The sequence below is a fragment of the Shewanella sp. SP1S2-4 genome, from assembly GCF_031932075.1.
Classification (GTDB): domain Bacteria; phylum Pseudomonadota; class Gammaproteobacteria; order Enterobacterales; family Shewanellaceae; genus Shewanella; species Shewanella baltica.
In genome coordinates this window covers 15,689-30,424 of sequence record NZ_JAUOET010000041.1, presented here as the reverse complement: position 1 = coordinate 30,424, position 14,736 = coordinate 15,689, and the positions used below count along the sequence as shown (strand labels likewise).

General features: G+C 40.6%; 13 protein-coding genes. 3 read left to right on the top strand and 10 right to left on the bottom strand.

Features of this window, described 5'->3' with window-relative positions; all coding sequences use genetic code 11:
• The 3 genes from ltrA to Q4Q52_RS21330 all read left to right on the top strand — a co-directional run.
• On the top strand, positions 1-1,271 hold a 1,271-nt coding region (ltrA, locus tag Q4Q52_RS21340), incomplete at its 5' end, for a group II intron reverse transcriptase/maturase (protein WP_311991629.1).
• Between the two features lie 191 nt (positions 1,272-1,462).
• Complete coding sequence (locus Q4Q52_RS21335) at positions 1,463-1,747, top strand: phage integrase N-terminal SAM-like domain-containing protein (protein ID WP_311991628.1); 285 nt, start codon at positions 1,463-1,465, stop codon at positions 1,745-1,747.
• 122 nt (positions 1,748-1,869) lie between these two features.
• Complete coding sequence (locus Q4Q52_RS21330) at positions 1,870-2,307, top strand: hypothetical protein (RefSeq protein WP_006083674.1); 438 nt, start codon at positions 1,870-1,872, stop codon at positions 2,305-2,307.
• On the opposite strand, the gene Q4Q52_RS21325 is transcribed toward Q4Q52_RS21330, so the two are convergent.
• The 10 genes from Q4Q52_RS21325 to Q4Q52_RS21280 all read right to left on the bottom strand — a co-directional run bounded on the left by Q4Q52_RS21325 (position 2,300) and on the right by Q4Q52_RS21280 (position 14,523).
• Positions 2,300-3,547, bottom strand: a complete 1,248-nt coding sequence (locus Q4Q52_RS21325) for a CDP-glycerol--glycerophosphate glycerophosphotransferase (RefSeq protein ID WP_006083675.1) — start codon at positions 3,545-3,547, stop codon at positions 2,300-2,302. The genes Q4Q52_RS21330 and Q4Q52_RS21325 overlap by 8 nt on opposite strands.
• An 8-nt stretch (positions 3,548-3,555) precedes the next feature.
• Positions 3,556-3,987, bottom strand: coding sequence for an adenylyltransferase/cytidyltransferase family protein (locus Q4Q52_RS21320; protein WP_006083676.1), 432 nt, complete (start codon positions 3,985-3,987; stop codon positions 3,556-3,558).
• 2 nt (positions 3,988-3,989) lie between these two features.
• Positions 3,990-5,435 (bottom strand): sugar phosphate nucleotidyltransferase, encoded by a 1,446-nt coding sequence (locus Q4Q52_RS21315; protein ID WP_006083677.1) that lies wholly within the window; start codon positions 5,433-5,435, stop codon positions 3,990-3,992.
• A gap of 10 nt (positions 5,436-5,445) precedes the next feature.
• On the bottom strand, positions 5,446-7,383 hold the full coding sequence (locus tag Q4Q52_RS21310) for a WecB/TagA/CpsF family glycosyltransferase (protein WP_014615282.1): 1,938 nt from the start codon (positions 7,381-7,383) through the stop codon (positions 5,446-5,448).
• A gap of 277 nt (positions 7,384-7,660) precedes the next feature.
• The gene (locus tag Q4Q52_RS21305; RefSeq protein WP_063883077.1) at positions 7,661-8,716 is read right to left on the bottom strand and encodes a glycosyltransferase family 2 protein; all 1,056 of its coding nucleotides are present in this window, start codon (positions 8,714-8,716) and stop codon (positions 7,661-7,663) included.
• Positions 8,713-10,053 carry an oligosaccharide flippase family protein gene (locus Q4Q52_RS21300; protein WP_063883078.1) on the bottom strand — a complete coding sequence of 447 codons (1,341 nt, stop codon included), beginning with the start codon at positions 10,051-10,053 and terminating at the stop codon, positions 8,713-8,715. The genes Q4Q52_RS21305 and Q4Q52_RS21300 overlap by 4 nt, the downstream gene beginning before the upstream one ends.
• A gap of 211 nt (positions 10,054-10,264) precedes the next feature.
• Positions 10,265-11,518 (bottom strand): O-antigen ligase family protein, encoded by a 1,254-nt coding sequence (locus Q4Q52_RS21295; protein WP_006083680.1) that lies wholly within the window; start codon positions 11,516-11,518, stop codon positions 10,265-10,267.
• Entirely contained in the window at positions 11,473-12,888 is a 1,416-nt protein-coding gene (locus tag Q4Q52_RS21290; RefSeq protein WP_006083681.1) for a hypothetical protein, read from the bottom strand. Before Q4Q52_RS21290 ends, Q4Q52_RS21295 begins: the two co-directional genes overlap by 46 nt.
• A 13-nt stretch (positions 12,889-12,901) precedes the next feature.
• Complete coding sequence (locus Q4Q52_RS21285) at positions 12,902-14,143, bottom strand: polysaccharide biosynthesis/export family protein (protein WP_311891389.1); 1,242 nt, start codon at positions 14,141-14,143, stop codon at positions 12,902-12,904.
• A 23-nt stretch (positions 14,144-14,166) separates the two neighbouring features.
• Complete coding sequence (locus tag Q4Q52_RS21280) at positions 14,167-14,523, bottom strand: STAS domain-containing protein (protein WP_006083683.1); 357 nt, start codon at positions 14,521-14,523, stop codon at positions 14,167-14,169.
• Between the last annotated feature and the right edge of the window lie 213 nt (positions 14,524-14,736).

Sequence of the window (14,736 nt, the reverse complement as noted above, 5' to 3'; positions counted from 1 at the left end):
GCGATTTATTCCAACAACTACTCGAACCTGAAAATCTACACCGAGCTTGGCGTCAAGTTAAAGCCAATAAAGGCGCGGCTGGCATCGATGGCATGACTATCGAAGCCTTCCCGCTTTGGATGCAACAAGGCGGTTGGCAACGGTGTAAATCTCTACTGGAACGAGGTGAATATAACCCTTCAGCAGTCAGACGCGTAGAGATCGACAAACCCGATGGCGGTAAACGCAAACTGGGTATCCCTAACGTCATTGATCGTGTGATACAGCAAGCTATTGCTCAAATTCTCACGCCGTTGTTTGACCCTTTCTTCTCGGCTAATAGCTTCGGCTTTAGACCGAATAGGAATGCCAAACAAGCGGTCTTGCAAGTCAGAGATATCATCAAACAGAAGCGCAAATTTGCCGTCGATGTTGATCTGTCCAAGTTCTTTGATCGAGTAAATCACGACCTGTTGATGACTCAATTGAGGATCAAGGTACAGGATAAGCGTCTGCTGGCGCTTATTGGTAAATACCTGCGAGCTGGTGTGATGGTCAACGACCAATTTGAAGCAAGCTTCGAAGGCGTGCCTCAAGGCGGCCCACTCTCGCCATTACTCTCTAACATTATGTTGGACAGTCTTGATAAAGAGCTGGAAAGCCGAGGGCACAAATTCGCCCGCTACGCGGACGACTTTATCATTTTGGTAAAGTCTATTCGAGCGGGAGAGCGGGTACTCAAGAGTATTACTCGCTACCTTGCCACTAAGCTAAAATTGGTTGTTAATGAACAGAAAAGCCAAGTGGTAGAGGTAGGGCAAAGCAAGTTCCTCGGTTTTACCTTTAACCGCGGGAAGATCCAGTGGCATGCTAAAACATTACACATTTTTAAACAAAAGATGAAACGCCTGACGAACCGAAATTGGGGCGTTAGCATGGGATATCAATTGTTTAAAGTACGGCAATACATGCAAGGCTGGATCAACTACTTTGGCATAGCCAACGCTTATCAAGGGTGTGTCGATTTAGACCATTGGATCCGTCGTCGAGTGCGTATGTGCTACTGGCGTCAGTGGCGAAAACCGCGGACTAAGGTACAAAACTTACTTAAACGTGGCGTCAGGATCCAAGCTGCCGTTGCTTGTGGGATCACAAGTAAAGGCCCATGGCGGAGCTCGAAAACACCAGGAATACAGCAAGCGCTGAGTAATGAGTATCTTAAGAAAGCAGGATTGTATTCACTGAGAGATGGATGGATCGCGGTTCACTATCCGAACCAGAAAACAGGTTAGGCGTTCTAAATGAACCGCCCTGTGCGGAGCCGCATGCAGGGTGGTGTGGGGGCTGGAGGCTAGATACCTCCGGCTACCCGATTTAACGAAGCCGCTTTGCGGTAGGAACAGGATAAAGCCATCCTTTTCACCCTCGTCCTAAATACTTGTTAGGCGCGCCCAGCTTCGGTCGCAAACCTAGGAGTATCATCATGGACATTCTCGAACAACAACGCTTTGATTTACTTTATGAACAACATCTTACCAACTTAACCTTGCAAGGCAAGCGGCCTGCAATCATTGATGCCTATAGCCGAGCTATACGCCGTATTGCAGCATATTTTGACTGCTGCCCCGATACCCTGACCTCCGATGATTTAAAGCGCTATTTTGCCGACTTAATTGCCTCACATTCATGGAGCACCGTCAAACTCGACCGCAACGGCTTGAAGTTTTTTCTACTTTCACGTCCTCAACAAATCTTGGCAATGGCTTAATATTGTTAAGCCACCACAGACTGAACCCCATATATGTCCGATGGTGTTAGACCAGAACATTATGTATTTTGTGGCTTTATCGCTTTCGGTCTATAATGTGAGTTACTATTTTCTTAAAAAAAATGGAAAAATTAGAAGAGTTTTACATAGCCGAACTAGCGAATATTCGACAAGATCCCATTATTTCCAAGTTACTTTCAAAGTTGCCGCCGGAGATAAGTGATAGCTATACGAATGAGCAACTAATGGGTATTAGAATTGCCTTAGGTGACCGTACTTGGGGTAAGCATTTTGTTGATAGTCGTGGTACTTTTTCGCTTCCATTTATTAAGTGGCGTTTTTACTATGTGTTTCTCTTAGGTAAAAATAAACGCGCTTATACTCGCCGTGAAAAGCGGTTTTCATTGCTGGCCTTCTCTACATTAGTGCTCGGTTTTATGCTACTGAGCGTACTGTTTGGACTGCTGCTCTTATATCTACTGAAATCATCCCTAGGTATTAATATTTTCCCCGAGATATCATTAGGAATTTGGGATTGGTTTAAAGACCTATTTAACTAATTTGTGTATTTAATGGAGACTTTAGTAAATTGCGGCGACAGATATAACGTTCAAGCAGCTCAAAGCAGTCTGAATGTTCATTCATTTCTTGCCAATAGAGTTTTTGTAATTGTGTATAGGCAAGATGTAACGTTTCTGTCTGTTTTTTTGATGTATTATTTTTTAATATGTTTATTAATTCTTCGAACCCATATGCAATTAGCCCAGCTTGTGGTAGACATTGACTATATTCGTAACAATTACGGCTATTTTTAATATAGCTTTCATGGTCGAAAAGGTAGAAAACTATAGGGATATTTAACGGTAATACATCAATAAATAAAGATGAATAATCCGTAAGTAACAGATCTACTTGATGTAAGATACCGTAGACATCCTCCCAACTGCTGATATCTCTTACATTAGGGTATGCACTAAAGTGTTTAGCATAATGTCTTTCATTCGGGTGTAATCTTAACAAAAACAAGCAGTCTGAATTGACTAAAAACTGGGATAACACACCCCAGTTGAAGGCTTTTTCGTAGGGGGATTGTACTGTTTCAGTATTACTTAAGTTGGCATCTCGCCAAGATGGGGCATACAGTATGACCTTTTTATAGCTTGTACCATCAGGTTTTGAATTGATACTTTGACATTTATCCGGATAGCGGCGATAAAAATCAGTTCTTGGATTACCGCAACTGAGCAATTGTTTTTTTTGTAATCTGAAGGCGCTGCAAAATAAACGGTCAACTAATGGACTTGGACTGAGCATCAACTGAGGTCGAACATATTCTTGGTGATACAGTAGTGAATGCCAAGTTTTTTGCCAATATGAATTGGATTGATACTTATGCGCTAGAGGTCCGTGGTCTATATCAAACTCAATCCTTTTCAACGGGGAACCATGCCAGAGATTGATTTTAATTGAACCACTAGCAAACCACTGATTGACGTCACCAATATAACTATTATATATGTAAAACCTTGCCGTTAGTGCATGATAAACACCTTCTAAACTCCATCGTTCATAGGCGATAAATCCTTTTTTCCTCAGCGCGTTAACTAGTGATGCATCACCACTAATCCAAATTACATGCATAAATTTATTTTTGTGCCAGTGCAGATATAAATATTTACTGTTATCCGCAAAAAGGTTTTTATAGCAACCAAATACAGCTTTATTTCCTTGCCGCGGAAAAAACCATGAAAGACCATAAATACATTTCTTTAATAATGAAGTAAATAAGTTTGTTTTCATGATGAACCTCACTTAATCAAGGCGGAGGATGGCAATCTGATGCAGTTTGAGCGAGGGACTGCCAAGTTGGTTTTGATTTCAGTGGTTGAAATAGCATCTGTTCTTTCCAAATAAATCACTTGGCAAAACTCTTTTAAATAATCAAATTTCCCCTGCCAATCAGAACCCATACCAAAGATATTCACATTGAGTTCTACAATATCTTTAGCTTTTTGCTGCCAGTGAGTTTCAGGTATCACTAAATCTACATATTTACAGGCACTTATCATCTCTATACGTTGCTGGTAATTAAAAAAAGCCACTTTTCCTTTGAGAGAATTAAACTCATCTGTTGATACACCAACAATAAGTTTATCTCCCATCGCTTTGAGTCTTTGAAATAATCTCACATGACCATAGTGGAACAGATCATAGGTACCATAAGTGATGATTGATTTCATGATTAATTCCTCTTGCTTGAGTGAGAGTCAATATGGGCTTGTATTGATTGTGTACCCAAGGCTGAATGTACAGCCCTAGAATTTTGTTTTAATAGTTGACGAACTTGATCACGTTTATTCTTTGTCTTGAAGTCTTGCTCTATAATGATTTTTTCTTCTTCTGGTATAGCATATGGTGCGAGTAATTGAACTGGGCCATAAACGCCATGCTTACTTGGTTCTTGTGCTGTATATGGTGATTGCTCTGTTTTTGCACTCAATCCCATTAGATGCAATTTTCCGAGGCACACATGGTAAAGCTGAGGTAATAATGCAAGACCTTGATATGGTATATTAAAGCGCCAACTGTTAAGCAATTTATTTTGATTACTTATTAATTGCATTTTGATAAAGCCATGCCATGAATGTATGACTCCCCAAGTAAACAGTATGGGCCAGAGTGGCAGGCTTAAACATAATAATAATAGGGAAATTAGCCGAATTAAAAAAGACTCAGTATGGGGTATCTGTTTATGACTTGTGGAAATTAATCTAGGATCATTGATTTTTATCGCGGATTTTAGCCCTACATTAATAAGTACATTCTGACTAATAATGCAGTTATCAATATTGAGACCTTCGCCAACAAAGCTATTATCTAAAATTAAGCAATCATTTAAATTACAATCTTTTTCAATCAGACACTTATTGCCAATAACAATTTTATTTTGCATGTTTACGTTAGGTGCAATCCATGTTTGTTCACCTATGGCTCCCCAAGCATGTAGTCGCGAAAGTAACCCTGTTCTTGTTTTGGCTCCTAAGTAAAAATATTTAGTCGGTTTGATACTGGCACTCGGACGTCCCGAGGCTGTCAGCCCGTAAAAGCTTGCATCTGCGATTGTCAAGTTGGCGTAAAGATAGGATTCAAAGCTATCGAGCATGGCGCATTGACCATGTAAAATTTCAGTTATAGCTTCCGCACATAATGTGGTGTTGTCTAATGGCCAATCGAGTAAATGTAAGTGATTTTGGGCCGCTGGCAGCATTAATAATCCTGGATTTAAATCAGCTAGCTTCGGGCGTACTAAGCGTAATTTTATGTTTTTGCTATAATTAACGAAGCAATTTATACAAGGAGAGCGCAATATATCGCCTCGAGCAACTAAGGTTTCCTCATTTAAATCCAGTTTCATTCGTGACATAACTTGAGTAACCGATTCCTGTACTTTAGTCAGGAAATATTCAATCTTTACACCCCAGCGGCTACCATCACCTAAATAAGCTTCTATCTTTTCAGCATGGCTTGAAATAACCAGCTTAACTTGAGTGATTCCTGCATCTGCAACATCTTCGAGCGTATACTCAATTAAGGCTCGATTTCCCACTGGTAGTAGCGCAGGGCAATATTGCTCATCCAATGGCGATAACTCATTTCCATGACGATTCGCGAAAATAATGGCTTGCATAGCATTCTCCTTAATAGGCACCGCGACTGAAGATAACTGCAGGGATTGTTTTAATTAACAAATAGATATCCTCAGTTAGAGACTGTTGATAGATGTAATCAACATCCAGCTCGACTTGCCTGTCAAAAGGAATATTTGAGCGTCCAGATACTTGCCATATACAAGTAATTCCAGGCTTTACTTGTAATCTACGGCGGTCACTGGGGCTATATTGAGCGACTTCTCTAGGTAATGCTGGGCGCGGTCCAACAAGGGACATATCGCCGAGTATAACATTCCAAAGTTGAGGTAACTCATCGATAGAGGTTTTTCGAATAAATTTACCGATGCGAGTGATTCTGGGGTCACATTTCATTTTAAAAATAACCCCACCTTGCATTTCGTTAGCCTTTTGTAGGCTTGCTAAGCGAGCCTCTGCATCCTGATACATAGATCGGAATTTCCACATAGTAAAAGTGTGATTGAACTTCCCAACCCTTTGTTGGCTAAAAAGGACCGCTCCTGGTGATTCGAGGCGAATGAATAACGCCACAAGCAGAAGTAAGGGCGCCAGTAACACCAATGCAAATGCTGCAACACTCACATCCAAACTGCGTTTGGCAATACGATTAAGTAATAAGCGCAGTTGAATACGGCCGCAGCGTTGCTGTGTGCTGGATTTACTCAAATTTGGATAGTTGATTACGTTGGTTTTTGTTTCAGATTGATGTGGTTTCTGATTATTAAGTTGGCGTACTTCTTTTCTTACTCTTAATAAAAACAAAGGATTACCAAATATGTAGCGACGCCACATGCGCCTAGGCTCTTGTATTAGGCGCCAAATCCATTCCATACCCATTTGTCTTAACCAGAGTGGTGCTCTGTTGATGCGATTAGAATAAAAGTCGAATAGACCACCTACACCAATACCAACGGCGGGGCTTAACTTAGAATGATATTTTGCAAGCCACAGTTCTTGTTTAGGTGCACCCATTGCAACAAGTAAAACTGCTGCACCTGATGAGTTAATGATTTTAAGAACCGATTTCGTGTCGGCTTCATGGAAAAAACCATGATGAGTTCCCGCAATCTTAAGCATAGGATGTGAAAGTTGTAATTGTTGCGCAGCTTGATGTGCCACTTCTGGTGCGCCGCCTAATAAAAACAGGGACAGTTCTTCTTTTATCAATTGCTCACAAAGTAGTGGGAGCATATCGGTGCCATTGAGATTAGCTTTTAATCCAACACCTAGCCAACGGCAAGCTATTCTAGCGCCGATTCCGTCGGCAAAAATCGCTTCACAGTTATTTAACTCACGATGGTACTGACTGTCTGTGTAAGCTTTATTGAGGCAGTCAGCATTAACAAAAGCAAATTGAGTTAGGCTTTTCGCCGGTGTTTTTGCTTTCGACACAATAAGATTTAGCATGCCATTCATCGTTGCATTGTGTAGTGACAACCCAAATAGTGAAATTCGCTCTGCTTGTGATGTCTTGTTGGAAGTTAATGCACTATTAATTGTGACTCTGACTAAAGCTAAAAGGTAATTCCACAGACTTGAATATGCTTTCCGTAAAGAGGGTAAACTGTCTTCAAAGTCGATGCCTATCCTGCGTTGCATCGATGAAATTGACACTAAGCCTGGACGGCAAAAAAGCACTGGTTTTGGTTCAAACGAAAAATGAACTTCATCACCCAGTAGACCTATATCACCTTTTATAATATTAATAATAACAGGTAGTTGATGAGTCCACCCTTGATAGGGGAATTGATATAAACCGACCAGGTTATCGGTTCCATGAATATAAACGCGCTCTAGCTTAGTTTTATTCATGACTTTGAGATAAAGATAAATACATGAGATTAGAGGGAAGAAAAGCAGCAATGCAGCTAGTGCGATAATGCGATCTGCGAATTGTATTGACCAAAGAGTTGGTATACATGTTTTACTCAGGTTCAATGTGTTCATCATTAACTCCTAACTGACTTTATTGGTTGCTCAAGAGTTACTGCTACTTATTATTTAACTCAGAGCCTTTACCTAACAATGCACAATGTAGGCCATACTTTAAACTCATTGAAAATCATTGATTTAACTTATTTTTTAACAAAGAAAATTTCTTATTTGCAGTTTGCAATGCAAGCTGCAAATAAAAGTCGGAATAAATCAAACGAACTACAGTGATAAAGTTTAACGTTAGGGTTATTAACCCGCATGTGCATATGCGGGATAAGGTCGATAAAGATTACTTAAGATTTGATGACAATACTGAAGGCTTTACACCATCACGTTTAATCCGCATTTTTTGGCGGTATCCTATATAATACTGCCCCGCAGTTTCACAGATTTTGTAGATACTGCTGGGTAGTAACCACTGCAAATAAGCTGCAAATAGCGTTGTTAGTGTGCGACTCGTCTCTGTGATCAATATTGTCGGCGAGGTAATTAAAGCTTGATTAACTAGATTTTTTGCCATTTTCCCATCCCCAAGGCGAATAGCTTGCCGTGCTAAATAGCGAAGTTGATAGGCTCTAGCTGCATTTTCGTGAATCTTTAAGATTTTAGGCGCGAAACGGCGTGCTTTAGTTATCATTTGCTCCCAAGACGCGAGCTGCTTAGTTAAGTTTGACGATAAACCACCATGATTTAATCGGTAATAAGTTAAGGGTTCGGGAATACCTTCCATTTTCCACTGTGTGGTGGCCAAAATACGAAACCAGCATTCAATATCCTCTGACTGGCGAAAATTTTCATCAAAATAACAACTGTAGCTTTCGGTATGATTCAATGCTTGAAAACGGATTTCATTCAATGTTTCGCGGCGGATCACAGGGGCGGAACCATTACCAACTGGGTTTCTGCACAGTAGATGACCAGGATTTATGTTGGTTAATTGTGGCATTTGGAAAAAGTTAATAGGATTTCCATGGTAATCAATAAAACTAGACCGTGAAAAGCTGATCCCTACCTTTGGAGAGTTTTTCAGGTGCTCAACATGGAGCATTAATTTATCAGGATGCCAAAGGTCATCCGAGTCGATAAAAGCCACATAGCGACCAATTGCGTGGCGTATTCCAGTATTACGCGCCGCGGCCAGCCCTTTGTTAGCAGTATGGGTCACTATTCTTATGCGACTATCGGAGAAGTTCTGGCATTTAGCTAAACTGTTATCGGTTGCGCAATCATTCACTATGATGAGTTCAAAATCAGTATAACTTTGAGCTAACACGGACTGAATCGCCTTAGACACAAAGGCTTCAACATTGTAAACAGGCATAATGACTGAAACTGAAGGGATCATAATGAACCTCCTAATGAGGGAGATAGAGTGATTAAGCCAAGTTTTTTGGCCGTGGGTTTCATAACAAAATAAGCAAATAGTGGCATGTAAATCAGGTAGCAAACGAAGATATTCATGGCGACAGTTGTAAGTCCCCACAGTGATCCTAGGCTTATAGCAAGAGTGAGAAGCGCAACAAATCCAAAATTGCACAAGAGATTTAATTGATTTAGGCCGCTTGAGATGAGCAGTTGGCTTGCAGCTTCACCTAATGGGCGCGTTAAACCACTTAAGCACAGCAAAATAAATATAGGCAAAGCGCCAGCATCAAGCCAATGTTCGCCATAAACAATCGGTAAATACCAAGGTGCGAGTATGCTTTGCAAGCTAATAATGGGAAGTGTAACTAACATGATACTGAGCAGGGCGTGACGGTATTTCTGTAATGCGTTTTCACTATCGGGATGACAGAGGTGGGAGTAAAACGCGGTACCAAAACTTTGTACTAGGCCAAGGCTTACACCTAAACTGGCATTTACTGCAAAAAAATATACACCAAGTGCTTCTACGCCTAAAAAATAACCTACTAATAAATAATCGATATTCTGTCTTAATGCTAAACTAAAATCCCCAATACCTACCATAAGTCCGAAGTGCAATAAATTCCGGCATTTTTGTGCACAGGAATGTTTAATAAAATATTTCCCTTGTCTATCAAAAATTGATGTCGAACTGATGGTGAGATGATTGTGATAACGATGGATCCCTATCCAAATTAATACTACCAACACTTTGGGAATAACTATTCCCCATATTCCAAAACCACAAAGTACCAATATTGCAGTAAGAACACTATCAGCAATGGTTTGCCAAAGACTTGCTCTACCAACAACGCGCATTCTATTGTTTCTTAAGTTTGCTGTGGCATAGATCATACCAAAGGGGAGTAATAAGAAGCTTGTTGCCATGAGTATCATAGGCTTAACTATCGACATATCTTGATAGTAAATAGCGATGGGGCCACTGAGTAAGCTCAAGGCAACAAAAGACGATAAACACACAAACCAGTTAAGTCCGTTGGCACTGGCTAAATGGGATATGAAATCAGAGTCTTGCATTTTTATTAATGGTGCAGAGGTTATTCTGCGAATAAAAATACTTATAATTTCAAACGAAGTTAGAATAATTGCCACTTGGCCAAAGATATCTGGCGTGAGTAAACGCGCAAGAATAATACTGCTGCCTAAACGAACGACACGCCCTAATACCTGTGCTGAACCAAGCCAAAGCATATTAGTTGCAAGGCGTTTAGTGCCTTGTATGTGCCATATGGCACCTATCTGCGCTAACGTTTTCATCAAACAACCTATTCAACTGAGTTTGTCCTGATGAGGTAATACAGTTTCTGTGCCATAATTCAAAATTTTATTTATTTTATTAAATAACAATATCTTAGGTTTGCTTGTGATAATGAGTATAGTCGATGCTTTCGTTATAAAAATTTGTTAGTTGCAAAATGCAAATCAAGATGCAAATAACACGTAAGAGGCCGGTATCGTAAAATAAGGCTTAATTGGTGGGGTATTTAGTTTGAGTATGAGCGGCGCCGAGAATAACTAATCCAGGCCAGAAAAGGTAAGCAAGGATCTCGAGATTTTCTCCAAAAGTATATAACAGTAGTATGAGTATAATTGCCATACCAACGGCAGAAAGCCGTGATTGCATAACAGAGGATAGTAGGCAGCAAACGCTTACTATCAGTGGTAATGCAAGCGCTATAGCACCGACAATACCTTTTACGAATAATAACCCATACCAAGTGTGATGTGAGCCTATTGGCATGTATTCAACCATATGGGGACCACGTTCAACTATGCCATGACCCCATATTACGGCCTCATTTGCCCAGCGTTCGACGGCAATATTCCCAAGAGCTTCGCGCACACGAGTTGAATCTGCTCTGGCAGCTTTGACGCTATGAATGCTTGATTCTATCGTGGATAGCACAGTCTCTCCGAGCACCCCGGCCAATAAAAAGACTGGGCTCAATAGCAGATAAAGCCAAGGATATTTAGCATAACGAATAAAATTGAAATAAACGATTAGTGCAAAACAGCAAAGTATCGCAAGTCTTGACTGGGAAATGAGTACCATGATTATGCTCCCAATGATCCCGTACAAACGATAGCGTTTATCCGTTTCCTGAAGAGCAAATAAAAAATACAGATTACCCACCATACCAAGAGCAGGAGCCCATGGAGTAAATAGGCGCCAGCGTGGAATTCCGCTACCAGGGTCGATTTCATATAGGCTTACGCTGAAAAACTCAGGACCAGGACCACCAATAATACTTAACGGTGAGACATAGAGCGTACTTGGTAAACCTACTCTCCAAGCTAAAATGAATAATGGAAATAGTATTAATGTATGTTTACCGACCACACAGCTAGCCCGATAAATTAATTCTGGTCTTATTTGCATTCCGCCTATGAGTGGGAAAATAGCCAATAATGCCCAGCCCTTTGCCCAGCCGATAGAGGATTTTATCAGCTGAGCAAGACCCAACCCTTCTATTAAATGCCCAATGACTAGGGCAAATAACATGAGTAGCATCGCGCCAATCCAACTTATTACGGGAAAAGAAATGCGTATACCTTCGGCATGGAAGAGTACTCGTCCAATGATCTTAAGAACTAAAATCCAACCAATTACTGGTGCTATTAAATACATAGCGCCAAGGATCCAAAAGATGTAGGTCCCAGTAATTGCTAGCCAAACTACTCGTTCGTCAGGATTCTCTGGAGTAAGGGTTTGCGTATCCATAATATACTCAATCCTGCAATTACCATGATAGAGGCGGCAATGCCACCAATGAGAGTCAAAATAAACCCTAGCTTATCGGCTTTTTCTGGACGGCTGGGCGGTGAAAATAGTTGTAATAAAGGATATGCAGAGAAAATATCAGCTTTACCTACATCTATTTTAGCAATTGCAGAGGTAAATACTGCCGTCGCCAGTTGATGGTCTCGATGTAAATCTTCTAATTTAGCGGCATCATCGTTACTGTGTTTTAAGCGAGTTTCCCATAGGTCAATTTGTTCAGTTAATGATGCTAGTTCATCGCTAAACCCTGCATTTTCAGTGGCGAAATTAATTAGCTTTTGCATCAATTCGGCTCGGCCATCAATATCATCCACAGATAGGATCACCATTAATTGTGGATCGCAACGTAAAAGGAGTTTCTGGCAACGACTATTAAGTGCATTTAGCATGACTTTTTGTTCAGTTTTTGCAGTTAAAACTTGGGGATGTTGTTGAGCAAAATTACCGCTTAAACTGACTAAGAGTGAGCTGGACTCAGTATATTTGAGCAATAACTGCTGGAATAATTGATCATTCTTAAGTTTGAGTAGATCCGCAGATTGGCTGGCAGTAAGCGACAGGCTAGACTCCAATAGGTGTTGACTGGCTAGCCCGCCTTCAAGTTTGGCTCTGAGATTGACTTGGCTTTGACGAAGGCGCTCTATTGTGAGTGCCACTTCTTTAAATTGATCGAGAGAAACCAGCCCTGTTTTTGATTGGAATGCTAAAATATTTGACTGACTCTGTTTTACTTTACTGGCGAATCCTTCGAGTCCAATTCTGACCCCATTTTCCCGGATAAGGATTTCATCTGTTCTGAGCTGTGACAACATTATTTGTAAATGTTGATATAGTGCCCATGCTTTTTTCTCGGCTAACTCTGGAGTCGCGGCATTTATAGTGAATTCCATTAAGCCGGTTTGACTGGGTAACTTCAGTTTAGGCATACCTAATGCCGAAGCCGTGATATTTAGTTCTTTGGCCGTTGTACTGAGTAAAATATCGCTCAAAGCAATAGCCTTATAGTTTTCGCGAGGATCAATTGCCGAACTTAAATAAGGTGAACTGCTTGAACTGCTTGCTTGACCAATACTATCTAAACTTACCATGGCGCCAGCACCTGCGCCGGGTAAAATTAATACCCATTTACTGGTGTAGCGCGTTGGAGTGATGAACAGTATCACGAGTACAAGTAGCCAGATCAAAGCTAAAGTTAATAGTACGGTTTTTATGTATAACTTACGGCGCGCTATTGGAGATAAATTGCTGCCATTGACGAGAGCGCGTTTTATCCACAACAGTTGATGTGTCTCATGACGTGCTTTCATCATAATGTCCTCAGTATTAGAGTAAACCCAAAATACTGGTGGGAATCAGCACATCGGTCAGGCTGCGAGCTATCTCTCGAATATTGGTTATACCTGAGTCATAACAGGCTATGCCGTCACCAGGCAGCAGCACTGGATTCATTTGGGGTTGCCAAGACTGACGGATCAAGCTATCCATTGATCGCTCAACAATATCGGTTTCATCGGATAAGGGATTTCGGGTTACTAAAAGTACATGACGGCTAGCATTAGTACTTTGAGCTCCACCTATACAATTTGCCGCTATCGCTCCTGTGAGTAAGCGTGTGCCATAGGGGAAACGCGTTGCTTCAGTGTCGAGCCCAGATTGAGAATTGCTACTGGCTGGCTGTGTTAAATTTGAAATAAAAACTCTTATACCTGGTATAGTAATTTGTGAAGGCCGTACTAGTTTGTCTTGGAAATTGTGGGAACTGGGAACGAGGATTTGATCTCCCGCACTTAATAAAAAATCGGGAACTGGTTCACCGTTCATTACGCCCGTTAAGTCAAAAGAATACTGTTTATCTCCTCGGATAACCCAGACTTGATTTATTTTTGCATCTGGGCGCACACCACCAGATGAACGCAGTGCGGCACTAATAGTTCTGTCTAGTGCTTGATCTCCGCTATGAATTTTATCGTCGTCTTTGATTTCGGTATCGGATTTTTTATTTATCAAATGTTGGCCAGGTTCAAACACGGCACCAAGTACAGTGACCTCTATAGGAGCCCAAGCGATTGGACTGATGCTGATCCTAATTTTATTAGGGTGCATTAGTTGCTCGTTTACCAAGGTTTGAGCGATCTTTGTTTTAAGCGTATTAATATTACTGCCTTTAGCTAAAATCGGCGGTAAATAAGGTAAGTAAATTTGTCCGTTTGCATCAATCTCAACGTCGGCATTGAAATCATCCCCATTAAAAATACTAATATGTAGCTTATCCCCCACAGAAAGCTGTAAGTTAAGGACGGTTTCTTGATAAAAGTCCGCACTAATCATCTGATTTTCATCAGAATTAAGTACCACGCCCTCTGTTTGACTATTGAGTAGTGCGAGATTTGCCTGTCGTTGATAAGGAACTTGTGTACCGAAGTAATGACAATATTGATCTGACTGCTGCTGGCACAGCTTATCTTGTTGTGAGTGCATAGGGGTGGTGCAGGCACTTAAGGCTAAGCAAAGCAGTGCGGAGCTGCAGTTCAGTACTAATGATTGGTTACCTTGACGGTTATTCATGAGCTTCCCCTTGATATTGATGCTTAATTAACTTGCATCGAACTATGGCTTAGATGTGCGATAGCAGCATCTTGGCATTCATAAATAGTGAAGATTTGATGTAGTCGAGTGAGCTCAATTAATGATCTAACATTATCAGATGGGGATAAGAGTAAAATCTCACCATCGTGTAACTGTGCATATTTAAGGGCTGAGATAAGCACTGATAATCCACTTGAATCAATATACTTCACCTCTTCAAGATTAATAATTAGCCGATTGGTACCATTTTCCATATGCCGCAACAAAGCTGCTCTATGAGTTGGAGTATTGGCCATTATCATTTCAGTTGGGAATGTCACTATGCTCGCATTCTGTTTTTCTATCGGGGAGAATTTCATGATGCTTTCCTCTTTAAGGCTGTTAACAATTTAGTATGCATATTGGGAAAGCATTTATTAGGCCAATACTTTAACTATTGATTTTTAATTGATTTTTAATTGATTTTCTAAATTATCAACTCTGTTTATGGTCGGTTAGCAATTTGCATTGCAAATTGCTAACCATATAAAAGTAGTACTCAATTCTACTATGATTATTCTTGTTTGATTAAC